This is a genomic window from Crocosphaera chwakensis CCY0110, from assembly GCF_000169335.1.
In the GTDB taxonomy this organism is placed as follows: domain Bacteria; phylum Cyanobacteriota; class Cyanobacteriia; order Cyanobacteriales; family Microcystaceae; genus Crocosphaera; species Crocosphaera chwakensis.
The window spans coordinates 129,974-152,745 of sequence record NZ_AAXW01000006.1; the positions used below are offsets into that span (position 1 = coordinate 129,974).

The window sequence follows — 22,772 nt, forward strand, 5'->3', positions numbered from 1 at the left end:
GGTGATCGGTTATTTATCTAATTTCTTAATTAATTCTTCAACTTTGCTCTTAATTTCATCTCGAACCCGATGGAAGGTTTCTAAGGGTTGTCCGTCGGGATCATCTAGTTGCCAATCTTCAAAAATCTCCCTTGATACCCATTGTTGAGGTAAATTAACCCCGCAACCACATAAAGAAATGACGGCATCATAATTATCGGCATCAAACTCACTTAAAGGATCTGAAGTTTGATCAGTAATATTAATCCCTATTTCTTCCATAACTTTAATGGCAGTGGGATGAACGCGACTGGCTTCTAAACCGGAACTGGTGACTTCGATTTTGTTTTTTCCTAAAGTTTTTGCGAACCCTTCTGCCATCTGGGAACGGCAAGAGTTACGCTTACAAACGAACATAACTTTCTTCATGATGTTTCCTCTAATTTTAATTGTTTTTCTTTGCGTTCACTGTAGCGATCGGTTAAATAGTCGACTTTATCTCGCAGCAATAAAGTAAACTTATAAAGTTCTTCCATTACATCAACAACTCGGTCACGATAAGCAGATTCTTTCATGGTTCCGTCTTCATTAAATTCTTGATAAGCTTTAGCAACCGAAGATTGATTAGGAATAGTAAACATTCTCATCCATCGTCCCAAAATTCTTAGGGTATTAACTGCATTAAACGACTGAGAGCCTCCACTAACTTGCATTACAGCTAATGTTTTACCCTGTGTTGGACGAACAGAGCCAATATTTAACGGTATCCAATCAATTTGGTTCTTTAAAATTCCTGTTACGTTACCGTGCATTTCTGGAGATGACCAAACTTGTCCTTCTGACCATTGACTCAGTTTTCTAAGTTCTTGCACTTTAGGATGAGACTCATCTACTTGTCCCCGTAACGGGAGATCATGGGAATGAAAAAATTTAACCTCTGCCCCCATATTTTCAATAATTCGAGCTGCTTCTTCGGCTAGTAAGCGACTATAAGAACGTTCTCTTAATGATCCGTACAAAAATAAAATACGGGGAGGATGATGGAAATTGGTCATATAATTTTTGAGTTATTTTTAATGCAGAGAATCAATACAACGAGGATCTAATAATGTTGCTTTTTCTGGATCTCTGGGAAACCACGAAGCGGTGTTTTTACAAAATTGAACTAACATTAACATGACAGGAACCTCAATTAAAACCCCTACAACTGTCGCCAAAGCTGCCCCAGAATTTAATCCGAATAACATCACAGCAGTAGCAATAGCAACCTCAAAATGATTACTTGCTCCAATTAAGGCCGCTGGTGCTGCATCTTCGTAGGTTAAATTCAGTTTTAAGCCAGCAACATAGGCAAGTAAAAATATAAAGTTGGTTTGAATAAATAGAGGAACAGCAATTAAGAGAATGTGCAGGGGATTGTTAACAATTAATTCTCCTTTGAAGGCGAATAGTAATACTAATGTTACTAATAAAGCAGCCACCGAAATAGGACTAAGATAGTGTAAAAATTTTCGATCAAACCATTCTTGTCCTTTATGTTTAAAAATCCAATAACGACTATATATTCCGGCTGCTAACGGTAAGCCTACATAAATTAAAACTGAAAAAACAATGGTTTGCCAAGGAACCACTAAACTATTAGCAGAAAGTAGCCATTTTCCTAGGGGTGCGTAGAAAAACAACATGGCTAAAGAGTTAACAGCAACCATGACCAAAGTATGCCCTTGGTTACTATAGGAAAGATAGCCCCACATCAGTACCATAGCGGTACAAGGGGCAATACCTAATAAAATACAACCAGCAATATAAGAATTTGCGAGGGTGACTTCTGAACCTCTAATTATCTCCGTTGCGCTCAAAAATGGAGCAAATAAATAACCTAGAAAAAATTGAGCAAAAATTACCATCGTAAAGGGTTTAATTAACCAATTAATTACTAAGGTTAAGATAACTGGTTTTGGTGTTTTTGCTGCTTGAATGGCTTGAGAAAAGTCAATTTTTACCATGATGGGATACATCATGAAAAATAAGCAAATAGCAATAGGAATAGAGACATTATAGACACTCATAGCGTCTAATGTCTCGGCAATATTGGGAAAGGTTCTTCCTAAAACAATGCCAATAATAATACAAATAAATACCCACAGGGTTAGGTATTTTTCAAAAACATTAAGACTTCCCCCTGCTTTAACTGCTTTGGGGTTGATGCGAGTCGTCATATTACATATCAAAAAAACTTGATATATAAAATATACATCAAAAAAACTTGATATGTCAAGCTTCACAAAGCTTAAAGTAAAAACTTAATTTTGTTGCTAAGTGTCCACTGTCTTATCGAGTTTTAAGATTATAGGACAGATAAGCCATCCGTTTAACTTCTCGACGGCCACGGGCAACAGAGTCTAAAATCAAGCCACAGGTGAAACTTAAGAAAGCCAACAACATAATTGAAGCAGCTAAAATAGCTGTGGGGAATCTAGGTACTAATCCTGTGTTTAGATAGGTCATAAAGACTGGCAAACCGAAACCTAAAGAAAGTAGTGCCAAGACAAGAGAAATAAGACCAAAAAAGAGAAAAGGACGGACTTCTTTGAACAGTAATACTGCTGTTCCTAGGACTCGCCAACCATCGGTAAAGGTTTTCAGCTTACTTTCTGAACCTGGTGGACGCGAACCATAGAGGATATATTCTTCAGTGAAAGGAATCTTGAGTTCTAGGGTATGTACGGTTAATTCTGTTTCGATTTCAAAACCACTAGAAAGGGCAGGAAAAGACTTGACAAAACGACGAGAAAAGACGCGATAGCCGGAAAGCATATCTTTAAGTTGTGCGCCAAAGAGAAATTTAACTACTCCTGTTAAAAATAGATTACCACTACGATGGCCTAAACGATAAGCTTGTTTATCATGGGCTGCAGAACGACGGGCCCCAACAACCATATCTAGATTATTATTTAACAGTTTATCAACTAGATGGCCGATAACATCAACTTCATAGGTATTATCCCCATCCACTAAAATATAAATATCTGCGTCAATATCAGCAAACATTCGTCGCACCACATTACCTTTTCCCGGTTGCGGTTCGTAGCGAACAATAGCCCCTGCATTTTTGGCTTGATCAAAAGTATCATCAGTCGAACGGTTATCATAAACATAAATATCAGCTTGGGGAAGTTTCGCACGAAATTGTTTAACTACCTGAGCGATAGTTAAGCCTTCATTACGACAAGGAACTAACACCGCCAAACGATAATTTGTACGATTGATAGTTGAAGATGCAGGTTGATGGTCTAACATTTTATATAAAAAAATCTTATGTTTATTTTGACTTTTGTTGTGGTTTAAAGTTCCGTTTTAAGGTTTCGACTAACTCAACTTCATTAGGACGAATTTTAGCCCATTTTCCTCGGTCAGAACGAATCTTAATTAAATGTTTATCTATATTTTCTGGAGTCATTAAAACGCCGAAATCTTGGGGAACTTGGTCAACATTATGGGATAAAATGCGATTTAACACAAAATCACCAACTTTAGGACTGTAGTGAGAGTTATCGACATAATTACTCATAACTTCTTGGATGGGTTCAGTTGTTATGGAATTATAGCCAGAAAAATCCCAAACAGGGGTAACTTCTACCATTTTTCGTTTCCATTGTTCGTAGGTATCCCATCTATCGGTAACTCGTAAGGCTTCCCATTGGGTTGCATGAGCCGGAGAAATAAAGACAATTAATTTAATATTATGCTGACGGCAAAATTCAACGATTTTCTTGAAATCATTTAAGCGATCGCTCGATAGTTTATATTGAGAATGAAAACTAAAATATTGTTCAATGGTATTTCTAAATCTCCAAGGAGCATTACCATCATTGGGATTATGATAAGGGTAAGGAAAAAAACCATTATCTCCATAGGTTAAGGCTTTCTGATTTTCTGTTTCTGTTAAATTTTCTGTGATGGTGTTTTTACTCGCAATGATAGCATCTTGAGAAAACAAAGTATTAATTAAGTCAGTGGGGATAATATGGGTTTTACTTAAACGTTTTTCTACAAAAGAATCTTGCAGTTTATAGAAATCATTAAACATATAATGATCAAGTCCTACAATCACTGTTTTTAAGTTAGGCTGATTAACATAGGTATGCTCTAGATACTGTAAAATTTCATAGGTATTAGACCCATCAATCCCTAAATTATAAGTGGTCATTTCTTTAGGTAAAGCTGGATGATTTGGGTTTAATCCTTGTTTAACTCTTGAAGAACCAATCAAAATTATTTCGGGTTTAATGTTAATAACATCAATGGTTTTATACAGGCGATCTTGTTCTATTTTTTCTGGTTTCCTTAAATTTAACTCAACAGGATTATGATGACGAAAAATATCATAGGGATCAACTAAAAAATTACCGAAACTAATTCCCGTAATTCCTAATAATAGAGTACCCAAAAATAAGTAATTAAAAGAAACAGCTTTCTGCACAGTATTAGTCGGTTTTGATTGTTTTTTATGAAAGATTATTTCTCGATTAAAGTTAAGCATAATTTAAACTCACATTAAAATTGAAAATAAAGGAATTCAGAAACACGATTTAAAGATAATAAACAATAGGTTGCTAACAAACCTAATAAAAATGCACCGAAAGGATTAAACTTAATTTTTTCAGCAATTTCTTGACTATTTGGTAATTTTAACGCTCCTAATGTTAATACAAATAAAACCACAAAACTTAAGAACTTACTATTATAAAAACTAGGTAAATAAGTGAAATTATCCCAAGAATTAAGTTGAAATCCAAACATCGTTAAAAAACCTAATTTACCTCGAATGGTTCCTGGTAAAACAATGCCTTTCATCCCTATCATAGCTTGAGTCATTTCCATTGCATCCGATAAACTTTGAGCGCGAAACATTACCCAACCCAAAATAACAGCTAAAAAAGTTATCATCCAACCCAACCATGAAGGAAGAGAAATATTTAATTTTCGCCAACCATGATTAATGGATAAATATAAGCCATGTAACCCTCCCCAAATAACAAAAGTCCATCCTGCGCCGTGCCATAATCCTCCTAATAACATAGTCATAATTAGATTAGCATATCGTCGAATTTCACCGCGACGACTTCCCCCCAAGGGAATATATAAATAGTCTCTTAAAAAGTTAGATAAGGTAATGTGCCAACGTCTCCAAAAATCACTAATTGATGTCGCTTTATAAGGAGAATTAAAGTTAATCGGTAGGACAATATTAAACATATAACCTAAACCAATGGCCATATCAGAATAACCTGAAAAATCAAAATATAATTGTAAGGTGTAACTAATCGCACCTACCCAAGCATCCAGAAAAGTTAAAGAACTTGTATTATTAAATATGGTAGTTACCCAAGGAGATAAAGTATCAGCAATGATAACTTTTTTAGAGAGTCCAAGGGTAAAAAAGATTAATCCTAATGAGAGCGTGTTAGAAGAGAAAACCTTATTTTTGAGCGACCGAAGTTGTGGAATTAACTCATCGTGACGAAGAATCGGTCCTGCAATTAATTGGGGAAAGAAGAGAATAAATAAACCATAGGTCGGTAAATTATAATTTTCTTTTTTTAATTCTCCTCGATAAGCATCAACTAAATAAGCAATTTGAGTAAACGTATAAAACGAAATTCCTAAAGGAAGAATCAACCCTTCTATTCTAAAGTTAGTAGAAAATAGATGATTGATAGAATTAAGAAAAAAATTGACATATTTATAGTAAGCGATAACACTTAAGTTTAAAATAGTTCCTATAATCAAGAAACACTTTGCCCGTTTACTAAATTGTTTTGAGTTAGATATTTCTGTTCCTACACTATAATTAATTACAACAGAAAGAATAATCAAAAAAATGTATTGAATGGTTTGTCCTTGTCCAGCAGGAGAAAAAATATTCCAGTAAGAATAGAAAAATAAGGAACTCAGCAAAAGCCAAACTGTAGCACCTCTAGTTAAACGAAACTTACTTAACCCCCAAAAACCCAATAAGGTTAAAGGCAAAAACCCTAAAATAAAGATTGTCGAATTAAATAACATCTAGGTAGACTTCTTTCAAAATAACTATCAATTAATTCAAAACCCTATCATAAAAAATCTATAATTAGTTAACTCTAATAGTTTAAAAGTCAGTTTAACGTCTGCGTCGTCGAACTATAGGGGAGTTTCCTCTTTTTGGGGTACGATAACCCGAATATCCCCCTAACTCTTCGCTAATTTGTTTAAAGATATCACGACGTAGATAAGGATACTCTCCTATCCATAAATTGTGTTGAGGAAAATAAACATCTGTAATCTTGTCAATACGGCTTAACTCTGGGGTTTTGGACAAAATTAACATTTCTGCTATTTGTCCTGGTTTAATGACCCGATAAAGACGGTTTATAGGGGCTTTTGTGATGGCGGTGAACCCGTCTTCGTCTCCCACTTCGATATTAATTTGTCGCTCTCTATTTTCAATTACCACCAACTCACCCCATTTATTCACCGTTTGTTCTTCTCCGACTAATTCTTCGGTGATAAACACATCTAATACTTGTCCTTGCCAAAACCCACAATAAGGATAGCGACGGTATTTCCCATTACGAACACTGGCCCATAAAACAGGACCCCACAGCCAATATAATCCGGCAATGATATCAAAAATCAGTTTAATGGTTTCGCCACCAGAACCGGCTAATTTTCCTAACAACCAGGTGACGACTAAAGCTATTAATGAAATAAATAAACGCTGTAATAAATCTCGCCATTTACCCCAATAAAAAGAATATTGGTTTCCTGTGGCAATGGGGGGGATAATTTCTTCTAATGCGTCACGAGTTAAGGGGACTAACATACTTTAAAGGTTAAATCAGCTTATAAACCTAATTACCATCAAAGCACAAATTTAGTAATCAACGTCTAACGGCATCTAATATGATAGGTGTGTTCTACACTAAGATTACGATCAAAATAGTTACACAAAAGGTAGTCCCATGACTCCAAACTTAATGGTTAATCCCTCATCCCTAATGACCAATGGGGTAGAAATGAAGGAATTTGGGAATATTTATTTGTTCAAATTTACTGACCAGCTACAGTCTCGTTTTGAAGAACTCTTGTCCAAAAAAAAGACAGATGACCTATCTTTAGAGGAGGAAGCAGAATATAGAGGTATTTCTGACTTACAACGAATCTTTACCCTAATTAATGCTCAAATTGCTACTAAAAGCCAATGGTGTACCTCCCAACTAGAAGACTTGAATGGTTAGACCATTTTCTTTGGACTTCAGATGGGATAAGGATTCTAGGGAAAACTACTATAGGGAGGGGAACTTGTAACCGCTTGGACCTTAACGATGAACGGCGTGATGAGCCTTCTATTCAAACTGCCCGTAGGTTTTGGGTGTTAGCAGGGTGGCATCCCCCATCCTCAGATCCGCGTCAGACTAGGGATTAGAAGTTGGTGGGTCATAGTTATCTGGTGAAGACGGCGAAGTATGATAGAAGGGGTGAGGAGACGAAACGACGGGCGGTTCAGTGTTTGAAAATAAACAGATAACTCAATATTATCTTACCTTAAGTAGCTATAATCTCACTCTCTTACTGAGATAGCCCAAGCTTTAAAAGTATCTAATATGTCTACTAAGTTAAGCACACCTCCTCCTCCTTGAAACTTATTATTTTCTACTTTGCAAAAAAACCAATTTTCTTCTGAACGCTCTATTTCAATCATTTCAAAAGAAAAGTCTTCAAGCTCAGTTTCTGAAATGTCTATAGAAACCCACCAACCTGGATTATCAACAGTTTCTATTTTAATACCGTAACTATGTTCCCATTCGCTATCACATTGGGAACGATACCAATTTAAAAGCCAAATAAAAGAGTTATCTATCATGACTATTTTGGAATTTCATTAGGTTGTGCTGAACGTACCCCACCAGGTATATTTTGTCCTTGATCTTGTAGCGACTGTTGGGTAAAGGCAACGAAACCCAACAACATTAATAACTATACTTTATTAAACCTTGGTATTATTTCATTTTCAGGTAAACTTTTATTAGAATTAAACCCCATCAAAACCTGTTCTAAAGCAGGAATTAAATGATTAACTTGTTTGAGACGAATTAACATATCCCAGATAGGTTCACATTTTTTCCATGCACCCGCATAAACTAAATGCCGTAGGCGACTATTCCAGTCAGACTTAACCCAGGCTCCTTGAAAAATTGACCCCCAACGATAAAAATCTTGATAAGCTTGCCAATAGCCTGATTCTAACGCTTCAGGGCTTATTTTTGCAGGACGATAGACAACGTGACGAGTATCATACAAGTCCCAATTATCAGTAATAAGGCGATTTTCTGCCACCATTCGATCATAAAGCGGTGTACCTGGATAGGGGGTCAAAATATGAAAAGTTGCGGTTTCTAACCCTTGAGAAATTGCCCAATCTACTGTACGTTGAAATACTGTTTCATCATCATTATCCATACCAAAAACAAAACTAGAATTAACCATAACATTATGGTCATGAAGTCGTTTAATAGCTAAAGAATAATCTCGATTAAGATTATGATATTTGTGTTGTTCTTTAAGGTTATTAAAATCTAAGGTTTCAAAGCCAACAAACAAACTTCTTAAACCAGATTCTACCGCTTTTTCTAATAATCCTGGTTTTAAAATGGATTCAACTGTAGCAGCAGCTTGCCAAACTCTACCCATCCCTTTCATTCCTTCAAATAAAGCTGAGGAAAACACTTCATTACCGAATAAATGGTCATCCAAGAAATATAAATGTTTCCCTGGTAAACGCTCAATTTCTGCTAAAGCATCATCCACTTTTTGAGTGTAAAAAGACTTACCAGGACGATAAAAAGCATCTTTATAACAAAAATCACAATGATGGGGACAACCACGAGAAACAACTATAGAATTAGGCACTAAATATAAATTCCGCTTAATTAAATCTCGACGAACTGGGGGAACATCCTCTAAAGAACGCTGTTTTGATTGATAAATTTTTTGAGGATTTCCTGTTTTAAAATCTTGCAAAAATAATGGCCAAGTATCTTCTCCTGGACCAAGAAAAATAGTATCAGCATGATGAGCAGCTTCTTGGGGTAAAGCAGTAACGTGCAACCCTCCTAAGACTACATAAGACCCTTTTTGACGATAATAATCCGCTAATTGATAAGCACGATAAGCTGATGTAATATAGACTTGAATGATTACTAAATCGGGGTCATCATTTAAGTTTAATGTTTCAACGTGTTCGTCTTGTAAATCAATCTCATCCGACTCATCAAAAAAAGCAGCAATAGAAGCCAAACCAAGAGGGGGAAATAAATGATATTTTATTGGTCGCCAGAAAGGACTTAACGCTTCGGTCAAAGCAGGTAAAATCATTTTCACTTTCATAACTTTCTGACTCCTAATGATGCGATATTTTTATATTAGGAGATAGAAAAACTATAAAGCAATAACTGTTAACTATCTTTGGATAATTTATAATAATATGACAAACCTTTACTTATCGATAAGATTCAGGAATAGTAGAAAATTAATTATCGAGGTCAACGATTGTTGACCCTTACGACTAGATAAGGTTAGTTAAATGGGAATATTTATTCTTCTTTTCCATCCATTTTTAACATAACCTCTTCTTGATGATGATGCTTTTCACGGACATTTAGAGGCGGTAATACAGGAAAAAACGGCTGATGAATACTGATTAATTGAGCAAGGGTTTTTTTCAGTTGAGTACGGGAAACAATGGCATCAACAAAGCCATGTTTTAATAAATATTCTGAGGTTTGAAAGCCATCGGGTAATTTTTCTCTTAAGGTTTGTTCAATGACTCGTCGTCCAGCAAAACCAATGGTAGCCTTAGGTTCAGCAATAATTAAATCTCCTAACATAGCAAAACTAGCAGTGACTCCCCCAGTGGTGGGATGAGTTAAAACAGGAATATAGAGTAATTTGGCTTTGCGATGATGTTCTAAAGCCCCAGAAATTTTAGCCATCTGCATTAAGCTTAACATTCCCTCTTGCATCCGCGCTCCGCCAGAAGCACAGACGATGACCACTGGAAAGCGTTCTTGTGTAGCGTGTTCAATGAGACGACAGAGTTTTTCACCAACAACAGATCCCATACTACCCCCCATAAAGCGGAAATCCATCACACCTAGGGCTAAAGGAAGACCATCAATTAATCCAGTTCCTGTTTGTACTGCATCAACTAACCCAGTTTTGTCTTGAGTGTCTTTGATACGATCGCTGTAAGGTTTGCGATCGCAGAATTTTAGAGGATCAGTAGGGGTAAGATGGTCGTTGAGGGGTTTCCAGGTATTTTTGTCCATTAATTGGGCAATCCTTTCGGAACTTTCCACCCGAAAATGATGGCCACATTCGGTACAAACCAGTTGATTAGCTTGTAAGTCCTTCGTATAGGTTAACGCTGTACAAGCTTCGCACTTAGTCCATAACCCGTCAGCAATTTCCCGTTCTTTCTGTTGTTGTTGAATGGGGGGTTCTGACTTTTCTTGTTTGGCAAACCAATCAAATATAGACATAGATAGAATATAAATTTAATAATTATTCTATTTTACTCGTCTTCGGGAGGACTTAATAATAAAAGGGCTGTCCATTGGTCTGGGGAACACACCTGTAAAGCTGCTTGAGACCCTTGACCACAATAAATTCCCAGGCCAATATCAAGGACACGACTAGGAATATCATGGGCAGCTAAGAGTTGCTGCATTAATTCAGCTTCCCACCGCGCTTTTGTTGTTTTAATAGTAATCCAGGATATGGTATTTATCTTATCAGCCATAATCAACGATTAAAAAATTACACTATTTGACTTGACAACTCAGGGCAAAACTTCCCTGTTTCTTTTTTACCTTTTTATCTTAAGGCTGACAGAAAAAACAATCCATCCAACATATTAAATTGCCAAGATCCAGTAATCATTCAACATACTTTAGACTGATACGGGTAACCCCATGCAGGAATCAAGAAAACAAAACAGAGCAATTTTTAACTAATCTCTTCAATAGAGCGTTCTAACATTGATTCTTTTTTAGTTTCTTCGTGTTTACGTTCTTGGGCTAAGGACTCCCTAGCTTTTTCATCAATATTTTCTTCATGATGAGTTTGCTCTACTTCCGCAGCCCGATTAACCATTGTTTGATGGCGTTGTTCATTCTTGAGATGTTGTTGAGCCATCAATTCCCGTGCTTTTTCGTCACTATTCATAATTGAATTTCTCCACGGCTGACATTACTTATATTTTATCATCACCGATCACAAACCTAAAACTTTGCGTTACATTATCATTAAACCCAGTTGTGCCTAAATATCTTCAAGTAAAGATTAGGCATAATCCCTTAAGCAAGGCATAATAGAATGGGTTGAGGAGGAGGAATCGGGACTTATTAAAGTCTCTATCATTATGGAACAATCGACAAATCAAGGGACTACCGCGAATCACCAAGCTTTATTAGAGCGCATTGCCCTGCGAACTGGTCAGATACCTTGGCAATTATGGGCAATTGTATTGATTATCGTCTCTGGAACCATCGGTTTTACCGCAACGTCCATGTTGTTAAGGTTGCCAAAATCCCCTCAATGTGTGCGTATTTTTTGGCCGGTTGCCTCAGCCTCAATGCGTATCTATTGCGCCCAAATCGAAGCAGAACAAGGAACCGTCGATAGTTTCCTACGGGCTATTAAATTAGTTGAAGCTCTACCCGATGATCATCCCCTACGGCACGAGATTAACCGTAACGTCGAAGAATGGGCGGTGGCTATTCTCGATATTGCCGAAAAAGAATTCCAACAGGGTAAATTAGAAGCAGCGATTAAAACAGCCCGTCGCGTCCCTGATAACGTTCAAGTGTACGAAGTGGTGGAAGAACGGATCGAAAAGTGGCGCAGTATTTGGCGAGAAGGAGAAGAAATTTTTGCCCAAGTTGAAGAAGAGTTACGGGAGTCTAACTGGAATCTGGCGTTTAGAGAAGCAGTCAAACTCTTGAGTGTTCCCAATAAATACTGGGCAACCACCCGATACGATGATACTGTCCAGAAAATTCAATTAGCCCAAGAAGAAAGCAGTCGCTTGGATAAGGCTTATGCTGTGTTACGTCGCGGAGGGATCGATAACTGGTTAACAGCGATCGCCGATGCTGAAAAAATTTCTCCCGAAAGTTACGCTTATCGAGAAGCTCAAAACCTCATCGCTGATGCTAAAGAAAAAATTCTTGACTATGTTGATGATCTCATTGATGAGCGTCGTTGGTCAGCCCTGTCTGATGTAGTTAATCAACTTCCAGATAGTTTAGCCTTATCTGAAGAAATTGCAGACTGGAGAACCATGGCCAGTGCCGGCTTAGATGCTCAAACCGGAACCGTCGAAAACATAGAAATTGCGATTTTAGCCCTAGAAGAAATTGACGAAAATCGCCCTCTTTATCAAGAAGCTCAAGATTTAATTAGTCGTTTTGAGTTAGAAAAACAAGATGTCATTCATCTACAAGAAGCCCGTGATCTAGCGACAGGGGGTAGTGTAGATGATTTGAATGCGGCGATCGCTGCTGCTGAACAGGTTCCCTCTAGTAACCCCCGTTATCAAGAAGCTAGAGAAGAAATTAGTCAATGGACTAACACCATTCAACTGCGCGAAGATCAACCGATTTTGGATAATGCCCGCAGTGTAGCAGCTAGTGGTAATATTTCTGATTTAAGAGAAGCGATCGCTCAAGCTCAAAGGATCGGGTCTGGCCGAGCTTTATCCAATGAAGCTCAACAAGAAATTAATCAATGGCGTGGGAGTATCCAACGTCAAGAAGATCAACCCATTTTGAATCAGGCCATGGCCTTAGCAGCCGGGAACGACTATCAAGCAGCCATTAATACCGCTCAGCAAATTGGTTCAGGCCGAGTTCTCTATTCAGAAGCTCAAAGTAATATTAACCAATGGCAACGGGAAATTCGGGCTGATCGAAATTTACAAGAAGCATATTTAATTGCCCAACCCCAAACCCCTCAAGCTTTAATTTCAGCGATCGCTGTAGTTCGTAAAATTCCTTCTTCAACGGATGTAGGATCTCAAGCAAAACAAGCCCTTGATCGCTGGAGTTTTCAGTTGCTCTCTATGGCTCAAAAATTAGCTAATCGTTCTTTATTACCAGAAGCCGTAAAATTAGCTAAAATGGTTCCTGGGGACAGTGCTGCTTATAGTTCGGCTCAAGCACAAATCACGGTTTGGAATAAGCTAATACAACCACCAAAACCAGAAATTCCTCCTTCATTGGCTCCACAAAACGAATTTGTACCCATTCTTGACACTGAAACTTCTGAGAGTGAACCTGAAAGAAGATAAAATTAAGTTGATTAGATTATGGAATGGCAAGAAATCTCAGGAAGTTCCGTTTTAGTTCCTCGATACCCCATCGCGATTATTCATTTTTTAGGGGGTGCTTTTGTGGGAACTGCACCTAATGTTACTTATCGTTGGCTACTCGAAGAACTGGCTAAGGAAGGCTATGCTATCATCGCGACTCCTTTTGTGAATACCTTTGATCATTTAGCGATCGCTCGCAGTGTTCTTAACCGTTTCGAGAACATTTTAGACCGCTTACAAACGAATACATCTCTGGGACAAGGTTATTTACCTATTTATGGCATTGGTCATAGTATGGGGTGTAAACTCCATTTACTAATTGGTAGCCTTTTTTCGGTTGAAAGAGCGGGTAATATCCTCATTTCTTTTAATAATTATCCTGTTAAGAAAGCAATCCCTTTTTTAGAACAAATTGATGTCGAAAAATACTTAAGTTTAGAGTTTACTCCTTCTCCTGATGAAACTAAAATTATTATCGCAAAAGATTATCAAATTAGACGCAATTTGTTAGTAAAATTTACTAACGATAACATTGATGAAACACTGGTTTTAAGTCCTATTTTAGACGATAAATATCCTAATTTAATCGCCTTACAAAATTTATCAGGTAATCATTTAACGCCATTATCTCAAGAAATTAAGTGGCAAATGGGCGAGATTTTTACTCCTTTTGATGCTGTAGGACAATGGGTAAAGCAAACGCTTTCACGTGATTTGTATCGCCTTAAATATGAAATTTTACGATGGTTAAACCCTGGCAAACTTATTTAATGATCGGTGAAATTGCCATGAATCGCTAACCAAATACAAAGAGGATTAATACTGGTAAATGTCACCCGATGTTTTTGATGAGCATTAATCAATAAATAATCTCCCGCTTTGAGATCAATTGAAGAATTATCTGAATATAATAAAGTTGCTTTTCCTTGTAGTAAAATCACCCACTCATCTTGGTCTTGATCATACCAAGTTCCTTCAGGAGTCGTTTGTCCTGTAGAAATAATGCGCTCAATTTTGACATTTTTACTATTGATAATCGTCTCAAAAATTTCTCGATTTCCCAAATTATTACTTAACTGAAAAATATTGTCCATAACTCACAAATCTGCCAATTATTAATTATTAATTCTCAAACCCCTATCCAAAAAACACAGGACACGATATACTCCTTTCGAGACTGTTGATGGATAGAAACATGGTAGCCGTAGCAATTCTTGCAGCAGGAAAAGGAACACGGATGAAATCTGATTTACCTAAAGTATTACACACTTTAGGGGGGCGATCGCTAGTACAAAGGGTACTTGATAGTTGTGATCTTATTGCCCCATCTCGAAAATTGATTATCATTGGCTATGAAGGGGAACAAGTCAAACAGTCTTTTGAAAATCCCTCATCCCTAGAATTCGTAGAACAAAAGGAACAATTAGGGACAGGCCATGCAATACAGCAATTATTACCGCATTTACAAGGTTTTGATGGAGATTTACTCGTTTTAAACGGCGATGCGCCCTTATTACGCCCTGAAACGTTAGAAAAATTATTGCAGATTCATCAAACAAATAATAACGCAGCCACTCTATTAACCGCTAATTTACCCAACCCTAAAGGGTACGGACGAGTTTTCTGTGATGGGAACAACCATGTTAGTCAAATTGTAGAAGATCGCGACTGTAATGCTGCACAAAAGAAAAACCATCGGGTTAACGGGGGAATTTATTGTTTTAACTGGCCAAAGTTAGCGCAAGTTTTACCTAAACTTTCTACTAATAATGATCAACAAGAATATTATTTAACCGAGGTTGTTGATTATCTGAACCCTGTTATGGCCGTTGATGTGGAAGATTATTATGAGATTAATGGGATAAATGATCGCTATCAACTGTCGGAAGCTAATGATATTTTACAAGATCGCATCAAAAAGCGTTGGATGAATGCAGGAGTGACGATGATCGATCCTGACAGCATTACTATCGATGATACTGTTATCTTAGAACCTGATGTTATTCTCGAACCTCAAACCCATTTACGAGGGAAAACCCTTATTGGTGCAAAAAGTCGTATCGGTCCGGGTAGTCTCATCGAAAATAGTACCATCGGTGAACAAGTAACGGTACTGTATTCAGTAATTACTGACTCAGAAGTTGCTGATAACTGTCGGGTTGGTCCTTACACTCATCTACGGGGAGAGGCGAAAATTGAAGCATCTTGTCGTATTGGTAATTTTGTAGAGATTAAAAAGACTCAGGTGGGAAATAAGAGCAATGTTGCTCATTTATCCTATCTTGGAGATGCTCAACTTGGCCAACAGGTGAATGTCGGTGCAGGAACCATTACTGCTAATTATGATGGTTATCAGAAACATCAGACGATTATTGGCGATCGCACTAAAACGGGAGCAAATAGTGTATTTGTTGCACCGGTGACGTTGGGTGAAGAGGTAACAGTGGCCGCTGGATCGGTTGTAACAAACGATGTTCCCGATCATGCTTTAGTTATTGCTAGACAACGACAACGTATTATTGAAGATTGGAAGGCGAAAATAGCTCAAAAACAAAAATAATAAGCGATGAAAACAGATACTATTTTTTATCGTCTTTTTCAATCTTTTCCCAGCATATTCTTTGAATTAATTGGACATCCTGTTGATGAAGCGGATCACTATCGTTTTGACTCAGTGGAGATAAAACAATTATCGTTTCGTATTGATGGCGTATTCCTTCCTAAAAATGCTGATCCTGACAGTCCCATTTATTTTTGTGAGGTACAATTTCAAAAAGATGAACAATTTTATGGACGTTTCTTTGCTGAAATCTTCCTTTATCTTAGTAAAACAGAGTTAACCAATGATTGGCGAGGGATTATTATTTATCCCAACCCTCAAGTAGAAACCAATAATATTCAACGTTATCAAGATTTACTCAATTCAAGCAAAGTAACCCGTGTTTATTTGGATCAATTAGAAAATTTTGAACAAACATCAATCGGTTTAGCAACGGTACAATTAATTACTTTACCCACAGCACAAACCATTGATACCACCCAAAAATTGATTGAAAGAGTCAAAGAAGAATTAACCCCTGACCAAAACCGTCAAGAACTTTTACAATTAATAGAGACAATCCTAGTGTATAAATTACCCCGTTTGAGTCGTAGGGAGGTAGAAGCAATGTTTAGCATAGATGAATTAAAGCAAACCCAATATTTTCAGGATGTGCGACAGGAAGCGCGTGAAGAAGGGAAACTTGACAAAGCATTAGAAACTGTCCCCCGTCTTTTAGCATTAGGCTTAACTGTAGAACAAATTGCTGAAGCTTTACAGTTAGACGTTAAACAAGTAAAAAAAATACAAAATAATCAACAATGATCAGTCGTAATAATAATGATGGTGGGCAATAATAGAAAATATCTTGATTAAGCTATCAATCATCCTTTTTTGCCCACTCTACGCTTTTTCTACAACCGAGTAATTAACATTCCTGTTAAGGTTGCAAACGAACTTTGAGCAAGATTAGTGACGAGATCAGGGGTTGGTTTATCTTGGATACTTAAGACGATTGAACCAACCACACAGACAATTAACGTTAACGAGAGAACTTTAGCAATATTCACGCTTAAAGAATGCTGATTATTGTCTGGTTTGTCGTGTTTATTAGATTTTTTCAAGAACATGATACATTTTTGAATTCAATAAGAGGGTGCATTTAGCCTGGCAGCTTGAAACTCACCCATATTGATCAGGATAACTTATAAAAACGTTTTTTTGCAATATCGAAAATCAAAAATTATATGATAATCAACCAATTGACAATCAATGATATTGCAGAGGTAAGTCATTTGCCTTCTAGTAATAAGTTGTTAGTGTAGCAGTAGTAAATCCTTAGTAGTTTTGTAGAAGTTGTTGGTGTAGTAGTAGTAAGTCTTTAGTAGTTTTGTAGAAGTTGTTGGTGTAGTAGTAGTAAGTCTTTAGTAGTTTTGTAGAAGTTGTTGGTGTAGCAGTAGTAAGTCCTTAGTTTTGTAGAAGTTGTTGGTGTAGTAGTAGTAAGTCTTTAGTAGTTTTGTAGAAGTTGTTGGTGTAGCAGTAGTAAGTCCTTAGTTTTGTAGAAGTTGTTGGTGTAGTAGTAGTAAGTCTTTAGTAGTTTTGTAGAAGTTGTTGGTGTAGAAGGTTATTATTCTCCACATAGAGTAAAGGTAGAAAGACACAATGACGTAAATATAAAACATCATAGTCTTGAATGAATTCGTTGACTTTCCCGAACAAACTATCAAATTAAAACTTCTTTGTTGTAGAGGTTCGAGTATGAGTATAGGTTCGAGTATAAGTATAGGTAGAGGTATGAGTATGAGTATAAGTATAGGTAGAGGTATGAGTATGAGTATAAGTAGAGGTATGAGTATGAGTATGAGTAGAGGTTCGAGTATAAGTATGAGTAGAGGTTCGAGTATAAGTATGAGTTAATGTAAGCGTTAGTGTTATTTTTTTATTTCTGGTGCTTCAAACGATCATATTTACGTATTTCAGTATTTAAGTGTATAAGCTTGACGGATAACGTTATCCGTCAACGAGAAAGAAGAATAACGTAGGAGTCAACTTAACGGTAAATCGTTATTTTCTAATTGTCATTGCGAGGGGGTGAAGGAATACTATAGCTTGATTTTTAGTCATTATTCCCCCGAAGCAATCCCGAATAACATCCAGCAGAAACATAGAGATTGCTTCGGAGACAGAAAATAAGTCTCACACTAATGTTCAGCAAAGATTTTGCCTCCTCGCAATGACAGTTAATGTTTAGTTAAAATAACGGCCATTGACCCCTACAAGCAATAAAAATATTCATCTAAATTCGGTGATGGATTAATGAGGCAGTAAATTGGGAAAAAATAACTTGATAAAGCCTGAAACAAAAGCCAAGATAAAACCAACGGCAACAGAACGATTGAGAAATTCTTGAGAATCTAAGCGTTTATTGATTCCTTTAAGTTCTGTTTTTACTTCTGTTAGTTCCACTTCAACCGTATTAAGTTTTTCCAGTTTAGTATTTATTTCTTGAATTTCTTGTTTGATTTCTTGCTTAACATCTTTAATTTCTTGTCTAATATCTTTAACATCTTGCCGAACGTCCTTAATTTCTTGTTTAATCTCTTTTTGATTGGTATCTATTTTATCCTCAATACGTTTGAGAATTTCTTGTAGGGAATAAGGAACTGTGATAGGTTCATTCATGGGTTAAACTGGTAATAGTATTTGTTTGATTTAGTCTCTTGGTCTTCTCCGAGAGACTATTTTTATTGTATCCTGGCTTTCAACCTTATCCTACCAGAAAGCAGATCCTATAATAATCACCTTGACGGATAACGTTATCCGTCAACAAGATAAAAATCTTCACCTAATATCTGCCATTTTAGACCAAGATAAATTATTCTAAAATATCTCTAAGTTGCATCAATAAAGTTTCCAGTTGAGCTTTTTTACTTTCATCCTTCCAAGCATCAGATTTAATTTTTGTCATTGCTTTAAACTCTGAATATAAATCCCTAGAAGTATTAACCCTGGTTACTGTTTGGGTTTCTTCTAAAATCTCTTGCATTTTTTCCTTAATTTGCCTCAAAGTTAACTGCTCAGTGATAGCTAACTCCATCAAATTTCTACGGTCAATTTCATTATCTAGTTTAGCGATCGCCTTAGCTTTTGTATAATCTAATTCTCCTTGTCTCAATACTTGTAAGACATCATCAGGTAAATTTAACAACGGTAGACGATTAGTGCGAAAACTCTCTCGATTCAAGCGTCCTATTTTCACAAACAGATCATCAATCATCTCTATTTGACGTTTAACGTTATCCGTCAAAGGTTGATTCCGTCTTTGAGCATTGGCTGCTTTATTAAGAACTTGAATAACTTCTTGATTAGAAGATATTTCCAAAGTTTGACGAATTAACTCTAACATTCCTTCTGTTTCATCAATAGCATTAAGGTCATCCCGTTGCATATTCTCCAACAAAGCCAACTCAAACGCTTGTTGTTCATCAATATCCTTAACAATGACAGGAATTTGTGTTTTTTGAGCATTTTTCGCTGCACGGTAACGACGTTCCCCGGCTACCAACTCATAGAGATGATCATTAAGCGGTCGAACAATTAAAGGTTCTAAGATCCCATATTCTTCAATCGATGCTGTCAACTCGTCTAATTTTTCTTGATTAAAAGAGCGTCGCGGTTGCCGTTGGGGGAGTTGAATTTGTTCAATATCAAGCCATTGACCAATCGGTGCAATCGGTTGTTTATCCATCTTTTTAGAAGAGTCTCGCTTCTGAGATTGGTCCATAAAATTCACTCATATAGATTAATCATTCATCTCAATTTTAAACGATTGTCTATAATGCTTTGCCCTAATCTTTGCTATATTGATAGTAGGGAGATAAAATAAATCCCAAGATACATTTTCCAACCCAATCATAGGGGGTTAGCAGAATAGCCTGGCAGCTTCGTTAAGCTTACCCTAGATTGGGTTTTATAATCCTTTCAAATAAATTGAAAACAGAGTAATGTGAGCATCTTGCTCACTACGACAAGTATATAATCCCTAAATCGGTAAAACGACTGTAAAGATCGTTCCTTTATCTAACTCGCTTTCTACTTTAATGTGTCCATGATGATTGTCTACAATAGCTTTAGCGATCGCCAATCCTAACCCCGAACCCCCTGCACTTTTACGAGAAGGATCAACTTGATAAAACCGATCAAATAAATGACTTAACGCTGTCTCAGGAACCCCTTTTCCGGTATCTTTGACTTTAACCTGTAACTGATATAAGCGATCGCGTTTAATTCTTTGTAATTCTACCTCCACCGAAGCGACTTGATTGTTCTTTTCTGAAACAGTTTCCTCAGAAAAACTATGTTCTAATCCATTACTAATTAAATTAGTAAATAAACGAGCGAGTTGATCCCAATCTCCCAATAAACTAAAATTATCCTCATCATTGTTATCAGGTTCTACAATACGTAATGACAAAAAAATATTCTTTTGTTGGGCCAAGATTCTTTGTTCTTCTATCACTTCAATTAATAAAGCATCTAAAGGAATTTTTTGCTGTCTAGCTTGTAACACTCCACTATCAGATCGAGCCAAAAATAATAAATCATTGACCAAGTTTCCCAAACGTTTAGTCAATCTTTCGACTACTTTTAACTGTCTTTGTTGCACTTGTGGATCAGTATTTCCATAGGTTAAAGCCATTTGTACATTGGTTTGAATCGTAGCAATGGGGTTTCTTAACTCATGGGAAGCATCCGCCGTAAATTGCTTTAAACTTTGATAAGAATCTCGGATCGGTTGAATGGCCAAACCCGATAAAAACCAACCAATAAAACCAACAATAATAATCGTAATTGACGTTCCTAAAGCCAAATCAAAACTCAATTGACGAATGGGTTTTGTTACCTCAAACCAGGGATGACTAACCCTTAAATACCCTAAAATATAACGCTCTAAATTGATTTTTGCTGTTACTTGTCTAAGAATGCGATCCCCATTAAGATGCACCGTCTCTGCTCGTCGGTTAAGATGAAGAGGGATCACAGGAGGTTCACTAAACGTTGACCAAACTAACTCCCCTTGAGGGTTAAACCATTCAATATCAATATGATCATCTTCCACTGCTTCTGCATTATCCCTAAAACTAGCCTCGACATTGACCTGATAACGCCCCTGAGACACAGAAACCGACTCAATGACCAAAGAACGGTTAACCACCTCGACAACGTGCTTTAAGGTATCATCAACTCGTTCGACTAAGGTACTACGAACATAAAAAAAGACTCCTGTCGCAAACAGAAGGAGTAGAATAGCTGTGACCGAAGTGTACCACAGAGCTAAACGACGGCGTGTCGCTTGAAACATAGAAATATAGACTTGAAACCCAACTGAAGACTATGAAATCTTTTTAAACTTATCTCATTTTAACTTGTTTTAAACAAGATAAATCTACCTTGCCAAAATGAACGCTAAAGGCTAATTGTAAATTTTCTAAGGATTTAACTAACCAGGGAACACCTTCTTTAGTAAAAGATTCGTAGTGATTAAATAAGATAGAAAAACGCTTTTCTAAATAGGGTTTAACCTTACTAGAAACTAAAACAACCTTCAATAGTAAACCCATCGTTCGAGTGACTCCCATATTAGAAATCATATCTACAAAAACGTAGTGATCAGGTTTCTTTCCATTTTCAACCACAAGGAAATTCATTAATTGACTTGCAGTTCTCAGCATCAAGAATTCACTAGGTTTTTGATGATTACATTCAGGTAGGGTATTTTGAAGTAATTGATAGAGATTTTTATTAAATTGTCCTTTGGAATATTTAGGATCTAAAGAGGTAAGAATATACTCATAGAGGTCATCTTTGTAACGTCCAAAGGTTTGGGTATGAACAGTATGGCTCAAAAAGTTTTGCGATAAACTCTTATAGGTATAACTCCCATCAACAGTGCCGACATAATGCTTTAATGCTTGATTTAATTCTTTATCTTTAAGAAGAGTAGGATTTTTTACCGGACGAATGATGCGGCCTTTTTCCGGAACCGCTAATTCAGGAGAACGGGAGATTTGCGCTAATCTCACTTTATAGGTCACATAACGAGATAAATTCACCTCGAAACGTTTTTCCGTTTGATTTTTAATTTTTCTAACGGTTTGTTGATGTTCTTTGCTACTTTCATCTCCCAAAAGACAATGATTGTATAAATAGGGATAACGGTGTATCAAGTTACCCACTGTGTTAGATTTATCGGGGGTTAGTTTATTGCTAATTACCCGTGCTAATCGTTGAAGCTTAAGATATTGATCAGACTGGGTGAAATTTTTGACTAGATATCTAACCCGATTGGCAGTGCCATGATAACCGCTACGAGGAGGAGCCAGATTCTCTAATAGACTAACTAACTCAGGAATAGCACTATGGGACTGAACATCCATTTGCCAATGGTTGATAAGAATATGGCAACAACGGTTGAAGAAGTAGTTAAATTGATATTCACCATTCTTCCTTTTGGCGATTTGTTCTAACGCTGTATAAAGTTGGGGATCACGAAATCCTCGCGCTTCGATAAATAAGCGACGGAAATCTTCAACTAACTGACCAGGTGTGTCAGTGCGTATGTGCTGTAATAAGTAGTCATAGAAGAGTTGCTCTTCTTGAGATCCTTGTTGTCTTGAGTAAGTTTGGGATAGGTTATTCATGGCCGTCAGCCCATTCCAATTGATTAATTCAACCCGGGGCTGTAAAATTCCGTTTAGGTTTTAGGTAAATTTATCGCCCGCTTTTGGTTTAATGATAAAAGTTGATCAAGCATTTTTAGCTGTTTGGTTTTTGGCAATG

At 36.8% G+C, this 22,772-nt stretch carries 23 protein-coding genes and 1 pseudogene; 6 read left to right on the forward strand and 18 right to left on the reverse strand.

Going from position 1 to position 22,772, the window contains the following annotated elements; genetic code table 11:
* Positions 1-9: 9 nt before the first annotated feature.
* The 7 genes from arsC to CY0110_RS06015 form a co-directional block, all read right to left on the reverse strand.
* Positions 10-408, reverse strand: a complete 399-nt coding sequence (arsC, locus tag CY0110_RS05985) for an arsenate reductase, glutathione/glutaredoxin type (RefSeq protein ID WP_008274433.1) — start codon at positions 406-408, stop codon at positions 10-12.
* Positions 405-1,034: an arsenical resistance protein ArsH gene (gene arsH, locus CY0110_RS05990; protein WP_008274434.1), complete on the reverse strand. Its 630-nt coding sequence runs from the start codon at positions 1,032-1,034 to the stop codon at positions 405-407. The genes arsC and arsH overlap by 4 nt, the downstream gene beginning before the upstream one ends.
* 18 nt (positions 1,035-1,052) lie before the next feature.
* On the reverse strand, positions 1,053-2,198 hold the full coding sequence (gene arsB, locus CY0110_RS05995) for an ACR3 family arsenite efflux transporter (RefSeq protein WP_008274435.1): 1,146 nt from the start codon (positions 2,196-2,198) through the stop codon (positions 1,053-1,055).
* Positions 2,199-2,310: 112 nt separating this feature from the next.
* The gene (locus CY0110_RS06000; protein ID WP_008274436.1) at positions 2,311-3,279 is read right to left on the reverse strand and encodes a glycosyltransferase family 2 protein; all 969 of its coding nucleotides are present in this window, start codon (positions 3,277-3,279) and stop codon (positions 2,311-2,313) included.
* Positions 3,280-3,301: 22 nt separating this feature from the next.
* Entirely contained in the window at positions 3,302-4,522 is a 1,221-nt protein-coding gene (locus tag CY0110_RS06005; RefSeq protein WP_008274437.1) for a hypothetical protein, read from the reverse strand.
* Between the two features lie 14 nt (positions 4,523-4,536).
* The gene (locus CY0110_RS06010) at positions 4,537-6,048 is read right to left on the reverse strand and encodes an MBOAT family O-acyltransferase (protein WP_008274438.1); all 1,512 of its coding nucleotides are present in this window, start codon (positions 6,046-6,048) and stop codon (positions 4,537-4,539) included.
* 94 nt (positions 6,049-6,142) lie between these two features.
* Positions 6,143-6,844, reverse strand: a complete 702-nt coding sequence (locus tag CY0110_RS06015) for a hypothetical protein (RefSeq protein ID WP_008274439.1) — start codon at positions 6,842-6,844, stop codon at positions 6,143-6,145.
* 139 nt (positions 6,845-6,983) lie between these two features.
* Here CY0110_RS06015 and CY0110_RS06020 point away from each other — a divergent pair, with 139 nt between their 5' ends.
* Together CY0110_RS06020 and CY0110_RS30795 are read left to right on the forward strand one after the other, a co-directional pair.
* On the forward strand, positions 6,984-7,259 hold the full coding sequence (locus CY0110_RS06020) for a hypothetical protein (RefSeq protein ID WP_008274440.1): 276 nt from the start codon (positions 6,984-6,986) through the stop codon (positions 7,257-7,259).
* 188 nt (positions 7,260-7,447) lie between these two features.
* Positions 7,448-7,549 (forward strand): annotated as a pseudogene (locus tag CY0110_RS30795) (tyrosine-type recombinase/integrase); the annotation flags it as partial.
* A gap of 33 nt (positions 7,550-7,582) precedes the next feature.
* Here the strand turns inward: CY0110_RS30795 and CY0110_RS06025 are convergent.
* From CY0110_RS06025 to CY0110_RS06045, 5 genes are all read right to left on the reverse strand, one after another.
* Positions 7,583-7,885 carry an immunity 53 family protein gene (locus tag CY0110_RS06025; protein ID WP_008274441.1) on the reverse strand — a complete coding sequence of 101 codons (303 nt, stop codon included), beginning with the start codon at positions 7,883-7,885 and terminating at the stop codon, positions 7,583-7,585.
* A 113-nt stretch (positions 7,886-7,998) separates the two neighbouring features.
* The gene (locus tag CY0110_RS06030; protein WP_008274443.1) at positions 7,999-9,408 is read right to left on the reverse strand and encodes a B12-binding domain-containing radical SAM protein; all 1,410 of its coding nucleotides are present in this window, start codon (positions 9,406-9,408) and stop codon (positions 7,999-8,001) included.
* A 206-nt stretch (positions 9,409-9,614) separates the two neighbouring features.
* Entirely contained in the window at positions 9,615-10,562 is a 948-nt protein-coding gene (accD, locus tag CY0110_RS06035) for an acetyl-CoA carboxylase, carboxyltransferase subunit beta (protein ID WP_008274444.1), read from the reverse strand.
* Between the two features lie 32 nt (positions 10,563-10,594).
* Complete coding sequence (locus CY0110_RS06040; RefSeq protein ID WP_035798644.1) at positions 10,595-10,822, reverse strand: hypothetical protein; 228 nt, start codon at positions 10,820-10,822, stop codon at positions 10,595-10,597.
* Between the two features lie 206 nt (positions 10,823-11,028).
* Entirely contained in the window at positions 11,029-11,247 is a 219-nt protein-coding gene (locus CY0110_RS06045) for a hypothetical protein (protein WP_008274446.1), read from the reverse strand.
* A 196-nt stretch (positions 11,248-11,443) separates the two neighbouring features.
* Here CY0110_RS06045 and CY0110_RS06050 point away from each other — a divergent pair, with 196 nt between their 5' ends.
* Both CY0110_RS06050 and CY0110_RS06055 read left to right on the forward strand, forming a co-directional pair.
* A complete protein-coding gene (locus CY0110_RS06050) occupies positions 11,444-13,372 on the forward strand; it encodes a hypothetical protein (protein ID WP_008274447.1) in 1,929 nt (642 codons plus the stop codon).
* A gap of 18 nt (positions 13,373-13,390) precedes the next feature.
* On the forward strand, positions 13,391-14,164 hold the full coding sequence (locus CY0110_RS06055; RefSeq protein WP_008274448.1) for a DUF1350 family protein: 774 nt from the start codon (positions 13,391-13,393) through the stop codon (positions 14,162-14,164).
* On the opposite strand, the gene CY0110_RS06060 is transcribed toward CY0110_RS06055, so the two are convergent.
* Complete coding sequence (locus tag CY0110_RS06060; protein WP_008274449.1) at positions 14,161-14,487, reverse strand: cupin domain-containing protein; 327 nt, start codon at positions 14,485-14,487, stop codon at positions 14,161-14,163. The two genes, CY0110_RS06055 and CY0110_RS06060, sit on opposite strands and share 4 nt — an antisense overlap.
* Positions 14,488-14,588: 101 nt before the next feature.
* Between CY0110_RS06060 and glmU the strand changes: the two genes are divergently transcribed.
* The gene (glmU, locus tag CY0110_RS06065) at positions 14,589-15,953 is read left to right on the forward strand and encodes a bifunctional UDP-N-acetylglucosamine diphosphorylase/glucosamine-1-phosphate N-acetyltransferase GlmU (protein ID WP_035798647.1); all 1,365 of its coding nucleotides are present in this window, start codon (positions 14,589-14,591) and stop codon (positions 15,951-15,953) included.
* Between the two features lie 6 nt (positions 15,954-15,959).
* On the forward strand, positions 15,960-16,757 hold the full coding sequence (locus CY0110_RS06070; protein WP_008274451.1) for an Rpn family recombination-promoting nuclease/putative transposase: 798 nt from the start codon (positions 15,960-15,962) through the stop codon (positions 16,755-16,757).
* A gap of 89 nt (positions 16,758-16,846) precedes the next feature.
* On the opposite strand, the gene CY0110_RS06075 is transcribed toward CY0110_RS06070, so the two are convergent.
* The 5 genes from CY0110_RS06075 to CY0110_RS06095 form a co-directional block, all read right to left on the reverse strand.
* Entirely contained in the window at positions 16,847-17,062 is a 216-nt protein-coding gene (locus CY0110_RS06075; protein WP_008274452.1) for a hypothetical protein, read from the reverse strand.
* 1,183 nt (positions 17,063-18,245) lie between these two features.
* Positions 18,246-18,614: a coiled-coil domain-containing protein gene (locus CY0110_RS06080; protein ID WP_008274453.1), complete on the reverse strand. Its 369-nt coding sequence runs from the start codon at positions 18,612-18,614 to the stop codon at positions 18,246-18,248.
* Positions 18,615-18,807: 193 nt separating this feature from the next.
* Positions 18,808-19,716 (reverse strand): ParB/RepB/Spo0J family partition protein, encoded by a 909-nt coding sequence (locus CY0110_RS06085; protein WP_008274454.1) that lies wholly within the window; start codon positions 19,714-19,716, stop codon positions 18,808-18,810.
* Between the two features lie 258 nt (positions 19,717-19,974).
* Complete coding sequence (locus CY0110_RS06090; RefSeq protein ID WP_008274455.1) at positions 19,975-21,294, reverse strand: sensor histidine kinase; 1,320 nt, start codon at positions 21,292-21,294, stop codon at positions 19,975-19,977.
* Positions 21,295-21,343: 49 nt separating this feature from the next.
* Positions 21,344-22,633 (reverse strand): hypothetical protein, encoded by a 1,290-nt coding sequence (locus CY0110_RS06095; protein WP_008274456.1) that lies wholly within the window; start codon positions 22,631-22,633, stop codon positions 21,344-21,346.
* Positions 22,634-22,772 lie beyond the last annotated feature (139 nt).

What these genes read in the sequence shown, in the direction of transcription:
- CY0110_RS06085 (WP_008274454.1), bottom strand. Translation starts at nt 19,716, where the DNA reads ATGGACCAATCTCAGAAGCGAGACTCTTCTAAAAAGATGGATAAACAA.
- CY0110_RS06055 (WP_008274448.1), top strand. Translation starts at nt 13,391, where the DNA reads ATGGAATGGCAAGAAATCTCAGGAAGTTCCGTTTTAGTTCCTCGATAC.
- CY0110_RS06010 (WP_008274438.1), bottom strand. Translation starts at nt 6,048, where the DNA reads ATGTTATTTAATTCGACAATCTTTATTTTAGGGTTTTTGCCTTTAACC.
- CY0110_RS06060 (WP_008274449.1), bottom strand. Translation starts at nt 14,487, where the DNA reads ATGGACAATATTTTTCAGTTAAGTAATAATTTGGGAAATCGAGAAATT.
- CY0110_RS06025 (WP_008274441.1), bottom strand. Translation starts at nt 7,885, where the DNA reads ATGATAGATAACTCTTTTATTTGGCTTTTAAATTGGTATCGTTCCCAA.
- CY0110_RS06030 (WP_008274443.1), bottom strand. Translation starts at nt 9,408, where the DNA reads ATGAAAGTGAAAATGATTTTACCTGCTTTGACCGAAGCGTTAAGTCCT.
- CY0110_RS06005 (WP_008274437.1), bottom strand. Translation starts at nt 4,522, where the DNA reads ATGCTTAACTTTAATCGAGAAATAATCTTTCATAAAAAACAATCAAAA.
- CY0110_RS06080 (WP_008274453.1), bottom strand. Translation starts at nt 18,614, where the DNA reads ATGAATGAACCTATCACAGTTCCTTATTCCCTACAAGAAATTCTCAAA.
- arsB (WP_008274435.1), bottom strand. Translation starts at nt 2,198, where the DNA reads ATGACGACTCGCATCAACCCCAAAGCAGTTAAAGCAGGGGGAAGTCTT.
- CY0110_RS06020 (WP_008274440.1), top strand. Translation starts at nt 6,984, where the DNA reads ATGACTCCAAACTTAATGGTTAATCCCTCATCCCTAATGACCAATGGG.
- CY0110_RS06095 (WP_008274456.1), bottom strand. Translation starts at nt 22,633, where the DNA reads ATGAATAACCTATCCCAAACTTACTCAAGACAACAAGGATCTCAAGAA.
- arsH (WP_008274434.1), bottom strand. Translation starts at nt 1,034, where the DNA reads ATGACCAATTTCCATCATCCTCCCCGTATTTTATTTTTGTACGGATCA.
- glmU (WP_035798647.1), top strand. Translation starts at nt 14,589, where the DNA reads ATGGTAGCCGTAGCAATTCTTGCAGCAGGAAAAGGAACACGGATGAAA.
- CY0110_RS06040 (WP_035798644.1), bottom strand. Translation starts at nt 10,822, where the DNA reads ATGGCTGATAAGATAAATACCATATCCTGGATTACTATTAAAACAACA.
- CY0110_RS06045 (WP_008274446.1), bottom strand. Translation starts at nt 11,247, where the DNA reads ATGAATAGTGACGAAAAAGCACGGGAATTGATGGCTCAACAACATCTC.
- CY0110_RS06000 (WP_008274436.1), bottom strand. Translation starts at nt 3,279, where the DNA reads ATGTTAGACCATCAACCTGCATCTTCAACTATCAATCGTACAAATTAT.
- arsC (WP_008274433.1), bottom strand. Translation starts at nt 408, where the DNA reads ATGAAGAAAGTTATGTTCGTTTGTAAGCGTAACTCTTGCCGTTCCCAG.
- CY0110_RS06015 (WP_008274439.1), bottom strand. Translation starts at nt 6,844, where the DNA reads ATGTTAGTCCCCTTAACTCGTGACGCATTAGAAGAAATTATCCCCCCC.
- CY0110_RS06075 (WP_008274452.1), bottom strand. Translation starts at nt 17,062, where the DNA reads ATGTTCTTGAAAAAATCTAATAAACACGACAAACCAGACAATAATCAG.
- CY0110_RS06070 (WP_008274451.1), top strand. Translation starts at nt 15,960, where the DNA reads ATGAAAACAGATACTATTTTTTATCGTCTTTTTCAATCTTTTCCCAGC.
- accD (WP_008274444.1), bottom strand. Translation starts at nt 10,562, where the DNA reads ATGTCTATATTTGATTGGTTTGCCAAACAAGAAAAGTCAGAACCCCCC.
- CY0110_RS06090 (WP_008274455.1), bottom strand. Translation starts at nt 21,294, where the DNA reads ATGTTTCAAGCGACACGCCGTCGTTTAGCTCTGTGGTACACTTCGGTC.
- CY0110_RS06050 (WP_008274447.1), top strand. Translation starts at nt 11,444, where the DNA reads ATGGAACAATCGACAAATCAAGGGACTACCGCGAATCACCAAGCTTTA.